The following is a 17257-nucleotide window of genomic DNA, read 5'->3' as shown; positions in this document are numbered from 1 at the left end:
ACTCTAGCCCGCCGGCGGGTATGGATTTTGCCGGTCACGGCCCCCGAGAACCGACACGATCCATCCCGCGTCGCCGCGAAGCGGCGGCGCCCCGCCGTCAGGCGATGCGCGTGCCGGGCGGAAGCATGCGGGCAGGGGTCCTCGTCCGCGCCCACGCCCCGGCGAACAGGCCACCGGCGATCACGATCTGGATGCCGAGCCCGACGAACCAGCTCGGCACGGTGCTCTCGATGACCTCGCGACCGGTCTGGGAATCGTCCTGCCCCGCGTAGGGGGCGCACTCATCCCACGAATAGTCCTCCGGCGGCATCTGCGCGCTGCGCAGGCCGTACTTGATCTGACCGAACAGATCCACCGGCCAGCCGTCGGCGTCGTACACGGTCGGAGTGGCGTCGGCCAGCACGACGAACGGGTTGGCCGCGAGGATCCACCACACCCGATCGAACCGCGGCGTCAGCTCGGTGTAGGTCTCCCACCGCTCGCAGATCACCTCGCCCTGGCTGTCATACGGGCGATAGCTGTGCGTCGTCTCGGTGCGCAGCGCCGCTCCCCCGAGGCCGAACCCGATCAGCGTGCCGATCGTCAGCGCTGCGACGACGAGGTAGGTCGCCGCGACGGAGAACAGCGGCCTGGCGACCAGCCCGCTCAGCCCGACTCCGATGGCGGCGACCACGATGATCTCGGCGGCGAGGACCACCAGCGACACCGCGAACGTGCCCGGTCGCACCCCTCCGCCCAGAAGAGAGAGGGCGAGGAACGGGACGGCCACGAGCAGGAAGGCGCCGCCGGTGGCGACGGCGGCGACGAGCTTGCCGACCATGATGTCGCCGGTGGATGCCGCCGTCACCTGCACCGCCGCGAGAGTGGCCGCGTCCCTGTCGCCGTTGATCGCGTTGCCGCTGAGGGTCGGTGAGACGAGGACGACGAGCAGCAGCACGACGTTGACCACCAGCGAGTAGACACCGGCTCCGGCCTGGTCCGCGAACGAATAGACGCTGAACGACAGTCCTGTGATCCCGAGCAGGAGCACGGCGAACACTCCCAGGAGGACGAACCAGCCGACACTCCGAAGGCGCTGCGTCAGTTCGAGACGGGCGATCGTGCCGATGTGGGCGATGCTCATGCGTCGGGCTCCGTCCGCGGGAGGTGGAGGAAGGCATGCTCCAGTGCGCTCTGCGCCGGCGCGAACTCGCCGACATCCAGCCCCGCCTCGATCATCCGTCGAAGGCCGGCCGCGGCATCCCACTCGGAATCGAAGCGGGCGATCGCCGCGGCGCGGTCGACCCCGACCGTGCCAGGGGCGACGCCGAGTGCGACGGCGATCCGGTCCGCGACCGCCGACGGCTGCTCGCCGTCCGCGCCGACCAGCCGGATCCGCCACGCACGCGCCGCGTCCTGCGCCGGAGCCGCGTCAACGACGGCCCCGGCCACGAGGAACACCGTGTCGTCGACGACCTCTTCGAGCTCGGAGAGCACGTGGCTGGAGATCAGTACCGTCCGTCCATCGGCGGCGAGGCGCCGGAGCAGGCCGCGCAACTGCACTCGGGCCTCAGGGTCCAGCCCCGACGCCGGCTCGTCGAGCAGCAGCACCCTCGGGTCGTGTACGAGCGCTCGGGCGAGGCCGAGCTTCTGCTTCTGCCCGCGCGAGAGGACCTTGGCCTGGGTGTCGGTGAACTCGCTGAGCCCGACGAGGGCCAAAAGCTCATCGGCTCTCGCCTTCGCAGCGGCCTTGTCGATGTCGTACAGCCTGGCCGTGGTGGCGATCGTCTCGCGCGCGGTGAGGGAGGGCCAGGCGCCGAGGGCATCCGGCATCCACCCGAGCAGTCGGCGAGCACCGCGCGGGTCGTCCATCGGATCGATGCCGTCGAGACGGATCGTCCCGGTGTCGGGGGCGAGGAGCGAGGCGAGCATGAGCAGCAGCGTCGTCTTCCCCGCGCCGTTGGGGCCGACCAGACCCGTCACGCTCCCCTGCTCCGCCCGGAAGGTGACGTCTGCGACGGCGCGGACCGCGCCGAACGATCTGCTGACGCCGTCCACGACGATTCCGTTCATGCGGACAGTCTGTCAGTGCATCACCCGCGGAAGAACGACACGCCCAGATCGGGGTGATCCACGAAGACGCCGTCGACGCCGCTGCGGGCGATCACGGTCCACTCCGATTCGTAGTCGCCGAACTCCTGCCGGCCGCCCCTGCCACGGAACTCCGCGGCGAGGAACGCGTTCTCGGGTCGCGCCGTCCACGTGAACACGCGCAGTCCTCGCGCATGCGCGTCCTCGACGATCGTGTTCCCCGGCACCAGCAGCATCCGCTTGTCGACGCTGATCCCGTCGACCTCGCCGGCCAGGGCGTCCAGCCCTCGTGGCAGGACGGTGGCCTTGTACGTGGCGGCGTGCCGTCCGAGGGCTGTGACCTGATCGAACGGCCGGCCGGACGCCTCGATCAGGTAGATGTACGAGGCGGCGATCCCCTGTGCTCGCAGCTGCCCGAGCACGGTCTTCTCGAACGACTCGATGATCAGGGGCGATTCGCCGTCCGCCCATCCCGTCGCTCGGAGATCGCGCACGATGAGACGGGCGAGATCGAGGCCGACGCTCGCGAAGTACGTGGCGTGCTTCACCTCGAGCACGACGCCGATCTCGCGGCCGTGCTCGATGGAGCCGGCGCGGACGAGATCGAGGAGATCGATCAGCCGCAGGATGGGCTGCGCGCCGTCGAACGAGGCGCTGGATGCGCGCACCTGCGGGAGGCGCTCCCTCGTGCGCAGCGTGGCGAGCTCGTCCCAGGTGAAGTCCTCGGTGAACCACCCTGTGAGGGGATGCCCGTCGATCCGCTTGGTCGTCCTGCGGTCCGCGAACTCCGGATGCTCCGCCACATCGGTCGTGCCGGAGATCTCGTTCTCGTGTCGGATGACGAGGACGCCGTCCCTGGTGGCGACGACGTCCGGCTCCACAGCATCCACGCCCATCGCGAAGGCGAGTTCGTAGGAGGACCTGCTGTGCTCGGGGCGATAGCCCGGCGCGCCCCGATGCCCGATGACGAGCGGCGGCTTCCTGGGCATGGTTTCAGGGTAGAACACCCCATGCATAGAGTTCCGCCGGTATCGTGGAGGAAAGCGACCTTCAAACCTCTCGGAGTGAGGCCCACCATGAGCAATTTCGCCTTCAACAACCCGGCGTTCCAGAAGCAGGATCCGCGCAATGTCGCGACCTACCCCGGCGCCCCCGGACCGCAGCCCGGTGTTCAGGGCGCGCAGGCGGCGTCCTTCCAGCACGGCGCCGTGGATGCCGCGACCAATGCCCGGCTCGAGGGCATGTACGCCGCGCCTCCCGCCGGCGCCATCGAGACCGACCGGATGAGTGTCGAGGACACCGTCTGGAAGACCGCGGGACTGTTCGCCATCCTCGTCGTCACCGCGGCCGTCGGCTGGGTGTGGACCCTCGGCGGCACGAACTTCGACCCGCGCGGCGGCGTCTCGCTGCTGCCGATGATCGTCGGCGCGCTGGGTGGTTTCGTCCTCGCGATGGTCATCACCTTCACGTCGCGCAAGAAGGTGCGCCCCGCGCTCATCTTCGGGTACGCCGCGCTCGAGGGTCTGTTCGTCGGTGGAATCTCGGCGTTCTTCGAGGTCCTCTACCCCGGGATCGTCCTGCAGGCGACGCTCGCGACCCTCGCCGTGGTCGGTGTGACCCTCGCCCTCTTCGCCAGCGGCAAGATCCGCGCCTCGAAGAAGATGACCAAGGTCTTCATGATCGCCATGATCGGCTACCTGGTCTTCTCGCTGCTGAACCTCGTCCTGATGTGGACCGGAATCAACCAGAACGCGTTCGGCCTTCGCAGCGTCGAGGTCATGGGCATTCCGCTCGGCATCATCATCGGTGTCCTCGTCGTCTTCATGGCCGCGTACTCGCTGGTGCTCGACTTCGACCAGATCCAGCAGGGCGTCCGCAACGGCGCACCGCGCGTGTACGGCTGGGTCGGCGGTTTCGGCATCATGGTGACGGTCGTCTGGCTGTACGTCGAGATCCTGCGCATCATCGCGATCGCGCGCAGCAACTGACATCACTCGCGCGAAAGGCCCCATCTCCTCGGAGGTGGGGCCTTTTGCCGTATCCCCGACTCACCGTCAACGGGTTGCCGGTTTTCTCCGCACGGGTGGATCATGACTGCATCGTCACCAACGACGCAAAGGAGCACATCATGGGATTCCTCGGATTTCTTCTTCTCGGTCTCATCGCCGGCGCGATCGCGAAACTGATCCTGCCGGGCAAGCAGGGCGGCGGCTGGTTCGTCACGCTGCTGCTCGGTGTCGTCGGCGCTCTCCTGGGCGGCTGGATCGGCGGCCTGCTGTTCGGGCGAGGGCTCGAGGAGTTCTTCGACCTCGGCACCTGGGCTCTCGCGATCGGTGGTTCGCTCATCGTGCTGCTGATCTACGGGCTGATCGTCGGCCGCAAGGCGCGCGACTGACACCGCCGCCCTCGCCGAAGGGGCCCGCTCCGTCAGGGGCGGGCCCCTTCGTGTGCGCACGCTTCGCGCAGAACAGCATCCTTGACGCAGGAATTCGCGGATTTCCTGCGAGATTCGTGCAGTTCTGCGAGATGGATGCCGGGGTCAGCGCCGCGGCGACGCGGCGAGGACACGGCGGACCGCGTCGGCGAGGGCGGACAGCGCGTGCTCCTCATCCCAGGCGGATGCCTCGACGGGGGCCTCGGACGACAGCCGCGCGCGCAGGCCGTCGTCGGTGAGGATGCGTCGGATCGCGTCGGCCATCCCGCTCTCGTCCGCGTCAGGGACGAGGATGCCGCCGCCGGAGCCGAGCAGGTCGGACGGGCCGTATCGGACGTCGTATGCGACGACGGGCACACCGTGCTGGAGCGCCTCGAGGATCGACATCCCCTGCCCCTCGAACGCGGTGGCCGTGACGACGAGCGAGGCCCGTTGCAGCACCCGGTCCGGGGCGTCCGTGTGTCCGGCGAGCATGATGCGCGATCCGGCGCCGAGGGAATCGATGAGTGTCTGCAGGCGCTCGCGCTCCGCTCCTCCGCCCCAGATCTCCATCCGGGTCCCCGGCACATCCGCGCGGACGAACGCACGGACGGCGTGGTCGACGCGTTTGCCGGGCGCCAGGCGTCCGAGGACGACGACGAGGCCGGGTTCCCGTGCGAGTGTCCGCTCCCCCGGCGCGGGGACGACGTTGGGGACGACGACGTGCAGCGCCCCGTCACCGAACCGCGACACGACGTCGTCGCGCTGTGACGCGGTCGGCCAGGCGACGGCGTCGAAGCGATCCGCGACCGTGAACCATCGCGTCCAGAGCGCGTTCAGGTCGGCATCCTGCGTGTACGGCGCCTCGAGATGCATGGTGTGGATCGTGTGGATGATGCGGACCCGCTCATCGGACCAGTCGGCGATGAGCTCGCCGATCTGTCGCGACTCGCAGATGATGACGATCGGACGATCGCCCACCGCTGCCGCGACGTGGGCCAGCCAGGCGAGGTAGAGCCCGCGGAATCCGGCCACGCCCCCCACGACGCGCGCCGTCTCGTCGTACACGAGCACCGGCTCGTCGGTGAGATGCCAGTCCGGGTCGCCGGGGAGGACGGGCAGTGCGGCGAACGGCCGCTCCTCGGCGTCGCGGAGGACCCGGTACTCGCGGCCGTCATGCGGCGTGTCCATCGAGACGGATGCCGCTGCGCGCAGCCATGATGCCGCGCCACCGCCGGGGGCGACGGCCTCGTCGAAGAGGTTCCGCAGGACGGCGGGCTCGGCGATCGCCCCGCGTCGGGCGAAGGTCTCGCGGTGCCCGGCGTGCGCCGCGGGGCCTCCCGGGTCGAACGTCAGCAGCTGTGGCGCAGCGCCGGCCGCGGCCAGCGCGCGAGCGCGCGCAAGCGTCGCGATCGTGTAGCCGCCGTCGAGATCGGGGATGAGACGGCTGGAGAGGACGAGGTAGGCGGCGTCCGGAAGGACGGCATCATCATGCGCACCGGTCACGGATCGCTCCCCTCTTCCCCTCACCGGCGGAGGGCTCGCTCCGCCTTCCCGCGTCCGCGTGCGCGGTCGCGGGGCAGGCTCCGCTCTGTGCCGAGCGGAGCCCGATGGGTCACTCCCACTCGATGGTCCCCGGGGGCTTGGAGGTCACGTCGAGGACGACGCGGTTGACGTCGCGGACGCTGTTGGTGATCCGGTTGGAGATCTTCGACAGCACGTCGTAGGGCAACCGGGTCCAGTCCGCCGTCATGGCGTCCTCGCTGGAGACGGGGCGCAGCACGATGGGGTGTCCGTAGGTGCGGCCGTCACCCTGCACGCCCACCGAGCGGACGTCGGCGAGGAGGACGACGGGGCACTGCCAGATCTCACTGTCGAGGCCGGCCTTGGTCAGCTCCTCGCGGGCGATGGCGTCGGCCTCACGCAGGATCTCGAGACGGTCAGCGGTGACCTCGCCCACGATGCGGATTCCGAGGCCGGGCCCCGGAAACGGCTGGCGTCCGACGATGGCCTCCGGGAGACCCAGTTCGCGACCGATCGCCCGCACCTCGTCCTTGAACAGGGTGCGCAGCGGCTCGATGAGTTCGAAGTCGAGATCCTCGGGGAGCCCGCCGACGTTGTGGTGCGACTTGATGTTCGCGGTGCCGGTTCCGCCGCCGGACTCGACGACGTCAGGGTAGAGGGTGCCCTGCACGAGGAACTTGATCGGCTCACCTTCGGCCTTGGCCTCTTCGACGAGGTCGCGCTGGACCTTCTCGAAGGCGCGGATGAACTCGCGACCGATGATCTTGCGCTTCTGCTCCGGGTCGCTGACGCCCTTGAGGTGGCCGAGGAAGGTGTCTGCGGCATCCACGGTGATGAGTCGCACACCGGTGGAGGCGACGTAATCCTTCTCGACCTGCTCGCGCTCACCCTTGCGCAGCAGACCGTGATCGACGAACACCGCGGTGAGCTGGTCGCCGATGGCCTTGTGCACGAGAGCCGTGGAGACGGCGGAGTCGACGCCGCCGGAGAGTGCGGAGATCACACGGGCGGATCCGACCTGCTCGCGGATACGGGCCACCTGCTCCTCGATGACGTTTCCGCTGTTCCAGTCGGACGCGAGCCCGGCGGCCTTGTGCAGGAAGTTCTCCAGGACGGTCTGTCCGTGGTCGGAGTGCTTCACCTCGGGGTGCCACTGCACACCGTAGAAGCCCTTGTCGTCACTGCCGAATGCGGCCACCGGGGTGTCGGGAGTGGAGGCCAGTACCTCGAAGCCCTCGGGGGCCCGGGAGACCTGGTCGCCGTGGCTCATCCACACGTTCTGCGTGCTCGGCTGCCCGCCGAGGAGGACGCCGCCGTCGTTCGCGATCACCGCGTCGGTCGCGCCGTACTCGCGCAGCCCCGTGTTGGCGACCTCGCCGCCGAGCGCGCGCGCCATCACCTGGAATCCGTAGCAGATGCCGAGGGTGGGGACCTCGAGGTCGAAGATGCCGCCGTCCAGGGACGGGGCGCCCTCTTCGTAGACCGAGGACGGTCCGCCGGAGAGGATGAGCGCGACGGGGTTCTTCGCCGAGATCTCTTCGGCCGTCGCCGTGTGCGGGACGATTTCGCTGTAGACGCCGGCCTCACGGACGCGGCGGGCGATCAGCTGCGCGTACTGGGCGCCGAAGTCGACGACGAGAACGGGGCGCTGGGCGGTGTCTGCGCTCATCGCGCTGCCTCCTGAATCGATGTGTCTGCGGCCATCGCGGCCTCACGGGATGCGAGGTACGCCGTGACCTCGCGGGAGACCCGCACCTCCATGAAGAACGACAGCGCGGGGATGACGCCGCCGAGGGCGAGCAGGATGAACCGGCCGAAGCGCCAGCGCATCAGGCTCCACAGCCGGAAGATCGCGAACAGGTACAGGACGTAGAACCACCCGTGTCCGACGAGGATCAGCAACGAGATGTTCGTGCCGTCCCCCAGCGAGGTGAGTTCGCACCCCATGCCACCGGGGAAGAACAGCGAGTACCACTCGCATCCGTCCCCGACGAGGACGCCGGCGAACCAGAGAGGCCCGCCCGATCCTCCGGCGAACAGTTCGATGTGGCTGGGGCTGTACTTCAGGATCATCTCGGTCAGCAGCAGGAGCAACATGACGCCGGTGATGATCGAGGCGATCTGGTAGAACTTCAGCGCACCGCGGATCTTCGGAAACGAGGCGGCTTTCGGTTCGGGCATGCTCTCAAGTCTACCCGCGCGCAGGGACGGGCCCGCCGCGGCGATCACACCCCGGCCGGGGACCGTCAGCACGACGGAGGCCGCCGGGATGTCCCGACGGCCTCCGTGTCATGCGGCTCAGAACCAGCCGGTGATGAGATCCCACAGCCAGTCGATGATCACCTTGACGACCCCGCCCGCTCCGCGGTTGACGGTGACCATGTCGGTCGCTTGGTCACCGTCGGCCTGGGCGACGATGACCGTGTAGCGGCCGGCATCGGTGTTCTTCGGAACCGTGAGGGAGGCCGAGAAGGTGCCGTCCGCGTCGACCACGACCGTGCCGAGCTCGATGGTGGCGCCCTTCTTCGACTCGAGCGTGACGGTGAGGGTCTCCCCGGCGTCGAACGCGGTGCCGGAGAGGCTGAGCTTCTTGCCCGCGCTGACGGTGTTGCCCTGCACGTCGATGACGCCGGCGAACTCGCCGCCGCCCTGCTCGGCGAACGTGATCGGCACCTGGACGCTCGTGCCGGAGTCCGCGACGGCCACGGTGAGCTGCTGCTCGCCGGAGACGCCATCCGGAACCGTGAACGTCAGGCTCGCGCGCCCGGCCTCGTCGGTGGTGTCGACGATGGTCGGGTCGACGGGGCCGCTGGCCAGGACGACGTCGCCGAGCGACACGGTCACCTCGCCGGGTGCTGGGTCTGCGCCGCTGAAGGCGAGCGAGGAGAGGTCGATGGTGACCTCGTCGCCCGCGCTGTACCCGTCGCCGTCCGGGGCGCTGAGCGTCACACCGACCGCGCGCTGCGCGAGGTCAGGCGTCGCCGTCCCGTTGGCGTCGAACCAGTCGACCATGGACTGCAGGTCGATCTTGCCCGTGTCGGCCTTGTCCATGCCCTCGGCGAGAGTGAAGAAGTTGTCTCCACCCGCGGCGAGGAACGAGTTCGCGGCGATGACGTACGTCGCCTCCTGGTCGATCGGCGTGCCGTCGAGCGTGATCGAGGTGATCCGCTCGCCCACCGCACCGGACGGGTCGTAGGTGTACTGCAGGCCCTCCGACACGCCGAGCTTCAGGAAGGGGCGACTGGCACCCTCGGGCTGCCACTGCTCCTCCAGCACGTCCTTCAGCTGTGCGCCGGTGAGGTTCAGCGTCACCAGAGTGTTGGCGAACGGCTGCACCGTGGCGGCCTCGCGGAAGGTCACGTTCCCGTCGGGATCGGACGCTCCGGAGGAGGCGTACGTGAGGTTCGCACGGATCCCGCCGGGGTTCATCAGTGCGATGTCGGCACCCGTCGCCCACTTCTGGACGTCGGCGACGAAGTTGCCGATGGTCGACTCCCCGCCACGGTTCTCCGAGCCGTCGCTCTGTCGTGCCCTCGTGAAGTCGCCGGTGATGTCGCCGACGGGCTCCGCGCCGAGGATGTCGGCCTGAGCCTTCGCGGCGTCGACGATCTCCTGGACGGCTCCGACGGGCTCGTACAGGGCCACGCCGTCAGCGGTGAGGGGCTTGATCTCGTTGGTGATCGAGAGCAGTTCCTTCGTCGCGGGGTCGACCTGCAGGTTCATCAGGCCGAAGTTCTCGCCGTACTGCCCCGCCGACACGACGGGTCGACCGTCGATGACGTGGTTGTACGCGAGGTGGGTGTGCGCCGAGACGATCGCGCTCACCCGCTCGTCGACGCCGTCGACGATCTCGCCGAGCGGCGAATCAGGGGTGATGCTGGTGACATCCGTCGACGCCGCGCCCTCATGGACGAGCAGGATGAGGACGTCCGCCTCACCGTTGGCCGCGTCACCGTCGGTGAGGTCGTCGGCCACCGCGTTGACGGAGTCGACGATGCTGCGCACCTCGAGATCGGCGATCCCCTCCGGAGAGACGAGCGAGTCGAGCTCTTCGGTGACGGCACCGATGAATCCGACGCGCACGCCGTCCATCTCCTTCACCCATGCCGGGGCGAGTGCCGGCTCGCCGGTCTCGGTGAGGAAGACGTTGGAGGAGATGTACTCCCAGTCCGCGCGATCCTGTACGCGGCCCTCGAGATCCTCCCAACCCTGGTCGAACTCGTGGTTGCCCGCCGCGCTCACCTCGAGGCCGGCGGCGTTGAGTGCGTCGATCGTCGGGTTGTCGCTGTCGATGAACGACGTGAAGGTCGACGCGCCGATGAGGTCACCCGCCGCCGCGAACACGGTGTTCGGGTTCGCATCCCGCACCGACTGCACTGCGCCGGCGAGGACGGCTGCGCCTGCCGCGGCGCCGTCCGCCTCGATGCGACCGTGGAAGTCGTTGATCGTCACGATGTCGATGTCGACCGGCGGGACATCGCTGGAGATGCCGACGATGATCGGGTCGTGATCGCTCGAGCGGAACGGCGTGCCCGGCTCAGCGGCCGCGAACGCGTAGCCGCGGTCGCTCCACTCCGGCGAGTTGATCGTCCACACGCCGGTCCCGGTGACCGAGTCCGTCAGACCGGGCGAGGCGATCGCGTGGTCGAGCGAGCCCAGCTCCCCGTCGAACGAGTACGTGTACTGCCCCGGCGCGAGCGTCGGGACGAGATCGGTCCACCCCGCTTCCGCGAACACGTGGATCGGGTCCTCCTGGCCGTAGGCGTTGAAGTCGCCGAGCAGCAGGATGTCGTCGCTGCCGCTGGCCTCCTCGATCTCTCCGGTGAACTCCAGCAGCGACTGCGCCTGAGCGGTGCGGTCGGCGTTGAAGTGCCCCTGCCCGTCGGCCGGCTCCGTGCCGGTGCCGGACTTCGACTTGAAGTGGTTGGCGACGACGGAGACCGTCCGCCCGTCCATGTCGAACGCCTGCGCGATCGGCTCACGCGCGTTGCCCCACACCGACTCGTCGATCTTGGCCATGCTGTCGCCGACGGGGGTGACCGCATCGCTCCGGTAGATGATGGCGCTGGTGATGACGTCGGTGTCCGTGGAGAGCAGTTCCTCGGGCATGGGGACGAAGTCCCAGACCTCCGAGCCCGCCGCGTCGTTGAGACCGTCGACGAGGTCGGCGAGGGCGACGTCGGGGGTGCCGTCTCCGAAGTGGATCGAGTTCTCGATCTCCATCAGGGCGACGACCTCGGCATCGAGGCCGCTGATGGCGCTGACGATCTTCGACCGCTGCACCTCGAAGAACTCCTCGTTCTTCGCGCCGCGGGCGGTGGAGTCGTCATCGCTCATCGTCGTGAAGTAGTTGAAGACGTTGAAGGCCGCGACCTGCACGTCGCCGCCCACCTCGGGCGCCGACTCGGGACGCGGGTCGTCGACCGTGAAGGTCGCCTTCTCGGCCGCGGGGGTCGCGTCATCGATCGGCGTGACCGGCTGCAGGCGCCAGTCGTCGAAGCCGTACTGGAGCACGTAGCCCGCCTCGGCGAAGTCGACGATGTCGCCGTTGCGTACCACGGTGTCCGCCGTGAAGTACGGTTGCTCGCCGGGGTGCGCACTGTTGCTGGTCTGGATGTTGTATCCGTCGTCGAGCAGGATGCGCGCGGCGCGGTTCGCCGCAGCGATCTGTGCGGCGTCGTCGCCGGGGCGCGTGGTCTCGGTGCTCTTGACGTTGAGCTCCCCCGGGTTCAGCCACAGCGTCCCGTAGTTGTAGAGCTGGTGGCTGGATGCCACCCGGTACGTGCCGGACGGCGCGACGAGCATGTTCTCGTACGCCTCACGATCCGCTCCGACGACCGAGTCGGGCAGGGGCGTGACGTCGGGGACACCGACGCCCGCCGTGACGAGCGCGACGCCGTCCGCGGATGCGGGAGCGATCTGGGTCTGACCGAAGTACTCGGAGACGACTCCGGTGACGGAGACGAGATCGCCGATCTCGCCGGGGACGGTCTTGCCGTCGAGGTGGATGAAGATGCCGTCGGAGGCGCCGGGGGTCGCGTCCTCTGCACCGCCGGAGCCCTCGGTCTGGATGACGATGCCCGCGTAACCGCCGGTGCGGTGGTCCGCGGTGATCACACCCTCCACGGTGACCGTGCGGCCGTTCATCGCCGCGACGTCCTCGGTGCCCTGCACCTCGGCGATCGTGGCGATCGTCGGCTCCTCCGGGTCACCGGGGTCACCGGGGTCGCCGGGCTCTTCCGCGCCGGAGCCCTGCGGGGTGATGCTGGTCGAAAGGCTGAAGTCGACGGAGTTGTCGTCGGTGTCCACCCCGTCGGTGCGCTGGAGCGACCGGACGTCCTGGTTGTTCGCCGGCGCCGACGCCACCGCCCCTTCGAAGGTGTTCGAGCTGCCGTAGCCGAGGACGTCGACGACACCGTCGGCGCCGGCGACGGAGCCGGGGGTGAGGTTCACCGCGGAGGTGCCCTGCACGAGCGCGAGCGTTCCCGTCGTCCCACTCGGATTGAGGTTTCCGCTCGCGTCCGCCTCGGGCAGCGTCGCGCCGGCAGCTCCGTTGCTGCCGCCCTGCACGAGGAAGTATCCACCGGCGGGGATCGTGCCGCTCAGGGCGACGACTCCGGTGAAGTTGCCGGTGCCGGTGGCCGACCGGTACTGCAACGAGAGGCCGTCCAGCTCGATGTCGGCGTCTGTGGGGTTGTACAGCTCGACGAACTTGTTCTTGAAGGCCGCGCCGGCACTGCCTCCGGAGAGGTAGGCCTCGTTGATGACGACACCGGAGCCGTCAGGGGCGGCGAAGGCCGGCGACACGACGAGCGTGCCGAAGCCCATCGCGCACGCGGTGGTGAGGGCGAGGGCGCCGATGCGCACCCGCCTGCGAACGGATGACGCTCCCGCGCTCAGCGCGGCACCGTCGGAAGTGGACATCATGCGGTTGGTCTCCTCGACGTCGGGGATTCCCGCGCGCCGGGGTCGGGCACGCGAGGCGGCGCCTGCAGTCATACCTCGTCGGATGCTGCGGTCACCCGGAGCGAGCTTATGAGCGCCCTGAGACATTCCCGAGCGAGTTCGTACATCGCTAACCGGAAGTTCACCCGGGGGACGGCGGCCTACGACCTTCCTCGGAGAGACGTCGTCCGATGCTGGCGGAAAGACGAATCGCGACGACGACCTTCGTCGATCAGGGTGCGGGTGTTCCCGACCGCTCCTCGAACTCCTCGACCTCGAGCTGCCATCTGTCCTTGGCGAGGCGATACCAGATGTAGAACGCGAACCCGGCGAACACCGCCCACTCGATGGCGTAGAAGATGTTCAACCAGTTGACCGTCCCCAGCTCGTCCGGCGCCGGGGAGACGATGTCCACCAGCCCGGTCGGTGCTTCCACCGAAGCGAGGTACGGACGGTAGACGGACAGCTGCTCGGTGTCGTGCCACTGGCCCAGAAGCATCGCGGGCGACATCCGGTCCATCCCGAACGGGTCGTCCCTCCGAGGCAGGGACGTGCCCTCGTCCGAGATGATGCGCCCGGTGATCGTCGCCTCTGCACCGGCGGCGTCGCGCTCCAGGGCGTCAGCAGCGGCATCCGCACTGTCCCGATCCGGTGCCCAACCGAGCGCCACGGCGATCGACGTCTGCTCGGCGACGCGCAGCTGACCGGTCACCCAGAAGCCTTCCGCGTCGTCGTTGAAGCGGGACGAGACGATGAGGAAGTCTCCGGGGATCCACTCCCCTGCGACCTCGACTCGTTGTCCGACGAGGGGCTCCGGCAGGTACTCGCCCGGCTCGAGGACATCGGCGAGCGGGCGGACCTCCTCGGTGATGCCGGCGGGTGGTGGATCGGTGTCGATCGCGCGCTCCAACTGCCACTGGCCGAGGAAGGCGAAGACACCGGCCACGACGAGGCACGCGCACAGCACGGCGATCCAACGCCCGCGCAGCATGACCTCGCGCAGGGTCGGAGGGAACTCCTGGGGCGTCACGGGTACAGGACCGCCGTCATGACTGCTGGTAAGGCGCGAGCACGACCTCGACGCGCTGGAACTCCTTCAGGTCGGAGTATCCGGTGGTGGCCATCGACTTGCGCAGCGCCCCGATGAGGTTCGCGGTGCCGTCGGCCACGGGAGCCGGCCCGTAGAGGATCTGCTCGAGCGTCGCGATTCCCGGCGTCTCGACGCGGCGCCCGCGGGGAAGATGCGGGTGGTGCGCTTCGGGCCCCCAGTGGAAGCCGCGACCTGGGGCGTCCGTCGCCCGCGCGAGGGCGACGCCGAGCATCACGGCATCCGCACCCATGGCGATCGCCTTGACGATGTCGCCCGACGTGCCGACCCCGCCGTCGGCGATGACGTGCACGTAGCGCCCGCCGGACTCGTCGAGGTAGTCGCGGCGCGCGGCGGCGACATCGGAGACGGCGGTCGCCATCGGCGCGTGGACGCCGAGGGTGGCGCGCGTCGTCGATGCCGCTCCCCCGCCGAACCCGACGAGGACACCCGCTGCGCCGGTACGCATGAGGTGCAGGGCGGTGGTGTACGTCGCTGCGCCGCCGACGATGACGGGCACGTCGAGGTCGTAGATGAACTTCTTGAGGTTCAGCGGCTCGGCGACGCTGGAGACGTGCTCGGCGGACACCGTGGTGCCGCGGATGACGAACAGGTCGACACCGGCAGCCGCGACGGTGTCGTAGAGCTCCTGGGTGCGCTGCGGGGTGAGGGAGCCGGCGACGGTGACGCCGCCCTCGCGGATCTCCGCCAGGCGCGAGGCGATGAGCTCCGGTTTGATCGGCTCGGAGTACAGCTCCTGCATCCGCACGGTGGCCTTCTCGGCCGGCAGCGCGGCGATCTCCGCGAGCAGAGCCTCCGGATCCTCGTACCGCGTCCACAGACCTTCGAGGTCGAGGACGCCGAGGCCACCGAGCCTGCCGAGCATGATCGCCGTCTGCGGACTCACGACGGAGTCCATCGGCGCACCGATGACGGGGGTGTCGAAGGAGAACGCGTCGATCGTCCATGCGGTCGAGACGTCTTCGGGGTTGCGGGTCCGTCGCGACGGCACCACGGCGATGTCGTCGAACGTGTATGCGCGACGCGCACGCTTGGCTCGGCCGAGTTCGATGTCCATGCTCACCCCTTCAGCCTACCCGGCGCACTCCCGCCACCGCTCCCGCCAGTGCGGACCGGCGATCTCAGGACGCGGCCCGGGCGGCGCGTTTCTGCTCCTGGAACGCGCGGAGCGCCTCGTACCGGTCGGCTGAGCGGGCGCGATTCTTCGCCGCCTCCTCCTCGCGGTTCTTCGGCGGGGTCGACGCGACGAGGTCGTTCAGCAGATGCTGTGTGGCGTGTGCGATCTCCGCGACGGCGCGATCGAACGCCTCCCGGTTGGCCTTGGACGGCTTCGTCGTCCCGGCGATCTTGCGCACGTACTGGAGGGCGGCGGCATGCACCTCATCGGACGTCGCGGCCGGTTCGAAGTTGTGCAGGGTGTGGATGTTGCGGCACATCCCAGCACGCTACGCCGCGCCGACGGCAGAAGGAAGGGGGCGGATGCCGCAGCATCCGCCCCCTTCCCGAGAGAAGACTTACTTCTTGTAGTTGGGCGCCTCGACGACGATCTGCACGTCGTGCGGGTGCGATTCCTTGAGACCGGCGGAGGTGATGCGCACGAACTTGCCGCGCGTCTTGAGCTCCTCGATCGTGCGGGCGCCGACGTAGAACATCGACTGCCGCAGGCCGCCGACCAGCTGGTACGCCACGGCCGACACCGGGCCGCGGTACGGCACCTGACCCTCGATGCCCTCGGGGATGAGCTTGTCGTCGCTGGGGACGTCGGCTTGGAAGTAGCGGTCCTTCGAGTACGACGTCTGCTTGCCACGGGTCTGCATCGCACCGAGCGAGCCCATGCCGCGGTACTGCTTGAACTGCTTGCCCGACTGGAAGACGATCTCGCCCGGCGACTCGTCGGTGCCGGCGAGCAGGGAGCCGAGCATGACGGCATCCGCACCGGCGACGAGCGCCTTGGCGATGTCGCCGGAGTACTGCAGACCGCCGTCCGCGATCACGGGGACGCCGGCGGGGCGCGCGGCGAGGGAGGCCTCGTAGACCGCGGTGACCTGCGGCACGCCGACACCGGCGACGACGCGGGTGGTGCAGATGGAGCCGGGGCCGACGCCGACCTTGACCGCGTCGACGCCCGCGTCGATGAGGGCCTGTGCCCCCTCGCGCGTGGCGACGTTGCCGCCGATGACGTCGATGTGCGCGAACGACTCGTCGGCCTTCAGCCGCTTCACGAGGTCGATGACGCCCTGGGACTGGCCGTTGGCCGTGTCGACGACGAGGACGTCCACCCCGGCGTCACGCAGCGCCTCCGCGCGCTCCCACGCGTCGCCGAAGAAGCCGATGGCCGCACCGACGCGCAGACGACCCTGGTCGTCCTTGGTGGCGAGCGGGTACTTCTCGCTCTTGTCGAAGTCCTTGATGGTGATGAGGCCGGCGAGCTTGCCGTTGTCGTCGATCAGCGGCAGCTTCTCGACGCGGTGCTTGGCGAACAGCGAGATGACCTCGCCCGCGGCGACGCCGACCGGTGCGGTCACGAGGCCGGTGGAGGTCATGACGTCCTTGACGAACGTCGTCGGGCGCTCGAAGTTCGACACGAAGCGCATGTCACGGTTGGTGATGATGCCGACGAGGCGGCCCTCGCCGTCGACGACGGGGAGACCGGAGATGCGGTACTTGGCGCACAGCTTGTCGACCTCTTCGACCGTCGCGTCCGGCGACGTCGTGATCGGGTCGGTGATCATGCCGGACTCGCTGCGCTTGACGCGGTCGACGTGAGCGGCCTGGTCGGCGATGGAGAGATTGCGGTGCAGGATGCCGATGCCGCCCTCTCGGGCCATGGCGATGGCCATGCGCGACTCGGTGACGGTGTCCATGGCGCTCGACAGCAGCGGCGTGGCGACCGAGATGCGACGCGTGATCCGCGATGACGTGTCGGCCTCGCTGGGGATCACATCCGTGTGCCCCGGAAGAAGAAGGACGTCGTCGTAGGTGAGTCCGACGAAACCGAAGGGGTCGTGCTGTTCCATGAAATCTCCTCCTGCGGGCGCCTGCGGTGTACCAATTCTAAGTGCGCCGCACCTCGGAAAATTCCCGATTCGTCACGGCACCGTTTGATAACGACACGCCTGACACTGGCACGAAACAAAAGCGACACATTACGCTCATACCGTCGTTCACCAATGCCGATGCGACCCGAGCCTCGGCGC

General features: G+C 68.9%; 13 protein-coding genes. 2 read left to right on the top strand and 11 right to left on the bottom strand.

Annotated features, from left to right (window positions below):
• Positions 1-97: 97 nt before the first annotated feature.
• Genes HD600_RS09945 through HD600_RS09935 form a run of 3 tightly spaced genes read right to left on the bottom strand, consistent with a single transcriptional unit; the run spans position 98 to position 3059 of the window.
• The gene (locus tag HD600_RS09945; RefSeq protein ID WP_184283376.1) at positions 98-1123 is read right to left on the bottom strand and encodes an ABC transporter permease; all 1026 of its coding nucleotides are present in this window, start codon (positions 1121-1123) and stop codon (positions 98-100) included.
• Entirely contained in the window at positions 1120-2052 is a 933-nt protein-coding gene (locus HD600_RS09940; protein ID WP_184283374.1) for an ABC transporter ATP-binding protein, read from the bottom strand. The genes HD600_RS09945 and HD600_RS09940 overlap by 4 nt, the downstream gene beginning before the upstream one ends.
• 20 nt (positions 2053-2072) lie before the next feature.
• The gene (locus HD600_RS09935) at positions 2073-3059 is read right to left on the bottom strand and encodes a glycerophosphodiester phosphodiesterase family protein (protein ID WP_184283372.1); all 987 of its coding nucleotides are present in this window, start codon (positions 3057-3059) and stop codon (positions 2073-2075) included.
• A gap of 87 nt (positions 3060-3146) precedes the next feature.
• Here HD600_RS09935 and HD600_RS09930 point away from each other — a divergent pair, with 87 nt between their 5' ends.
• Together HD600_RS09930 and HD600_RS09925 are read left to right on the top strand one after the other, a co-directional pair.
• Positions 3147-4058: a Bax inhibitor-1/YccA family protein gene (locus HD600_RS09930; protein WP_144795885.1), complete on the top strand. Its 912-nt coding sequence runs from the start codon at positions 3147-3149 to the stop codon at positions 4056-4058.
• Between the two features lie 140 nt (positions 4059-4198).
• Positions 4199-4465: a GlsB/YeaQ/YmgE family stress response membrane protein gene (locus HD600_RS09925; protein ID WP_144795886.1), complete on the top strand. Its 267-nt coding sequence runs from the start codon at positions 4199-4201 to the stop codon at positions 4463-4465.
• 144 nt (positions 4466-4609) lie between these two features.
• Here the strand turns inward: HD600_RS09925 and HD600_RS15210 are convergent, their stop codons facing one another.
• The 8 genes from HD600_RS15210 to guaB all read right to left on the bottom strand — a co-directional run bounded on the left by HD600_RS15210 (position 4610) and on the right by guaB (position 17077).
• Positions 4610-5989 (bottom strand): glycosyltransferase, encoded by a 1380-nt coding sequence (locus tag HD600_RS15210; protein ID WP_184283370.1) that lies wholly within the window; start codon positions 5987-5989, stop codon positions 4610-4612.
• 109 nt (positions 5990-6098) lie between these two features.
• A complete protein-coding gene (guaA, locus tag HD600_RS09915) occupies positions 6099-7676 on the bottom strand; it encodes a glutamine-hydrolyzing GMP synthase (protein WP_184283368.1) in 1578 nt (525 codons plus the stop codon).
• Positions 7673-8188 (bottom strand): DUF3817 domain-containing protein, encoded by a 516-nt coding sequence (locus HD600_RS09910; protein ID WP_144795889.1) that lies wholly within the window; start codon positions 8186-8188, stop codon positions 7673-7675. The genes guaA and HD600_RS09910 overlap by 4 nt, the downstream gene beginning before the upstream one ends.
• Positions 8189-8305: 117 nt before the next feature.
• Complete coding sequence (locus HD600_RS09905) at positions 8306-12934, bottom strand: ExeM/NucH family extracellular endonuclease (protein WP_184283366.1); 4629 nt, start codon at positions 12932-12934, stop codon at positions 8306-8308.
• A 250-nt stretch (positions 12935-13184) separates the two neighbouring features.
• A complete protein-coding gene (locus HD600_RS09900) occupies positions 13185-13943 on the bottom strand; it encodes an SURF1 family protein (RefSeq protein ID WP_184284814.1) in 759 nt (252 codons plus the stop codon).
• A gap of 55 nt (positions 13944-13998) precedes the next feature.
• A complete protein-coding gene (locus tag HD600_RS09895; RefSeq protein WP_184284813.1) occupies positions 13999-15117 on the bottom strand; it encodes a GuaB3 family IMP dehydrogenase-related protein in 1119 nt (372 codons plus the stop codon).
• Between the two features lie 64 nt (positions 15118-15181).
• Positions 15182-15496 (bottom strand): DUF2277 domain-containing protein, encoded by a 315-nt coding sequence (locus HD600_RS09890; RefSeq protein WP_184283364.1) that lies wholly within the window; start codon positions 15494-15496, stop codon positions 15182-15184.
• A gap of 78 nt (positions 15497-15574) precedes the next feature.
• Positions 15575-17077: an IMP dehydrogenase gene (guaB, locus tag HD600_RS09885; RefSeq protein ID WP_184283361.1), complete on the bottom strand. Its 1503-nt coding sequence runs from the start codon at positions 17075-17077 to the stop codon at positions 15575-15577.
• Between the last annotated feature and the right edge of the window lie 180 nt (positions 17078-17257).

Origin of the sequence: Microbacterium ginsengiterrae (genome assembly GCF_014205075.1) — a bacterium.
Classification (GTDB): domain Bacteria; phylum Actinomycetota; class Actinomycetes; order Actinomycetales; family Microbacteriaceae; genus Microbacterium; species Microbacterium ginsengiterrae.
This window is presented reverse-complemented; position numbering and strand designations above follow the sequence as displayed.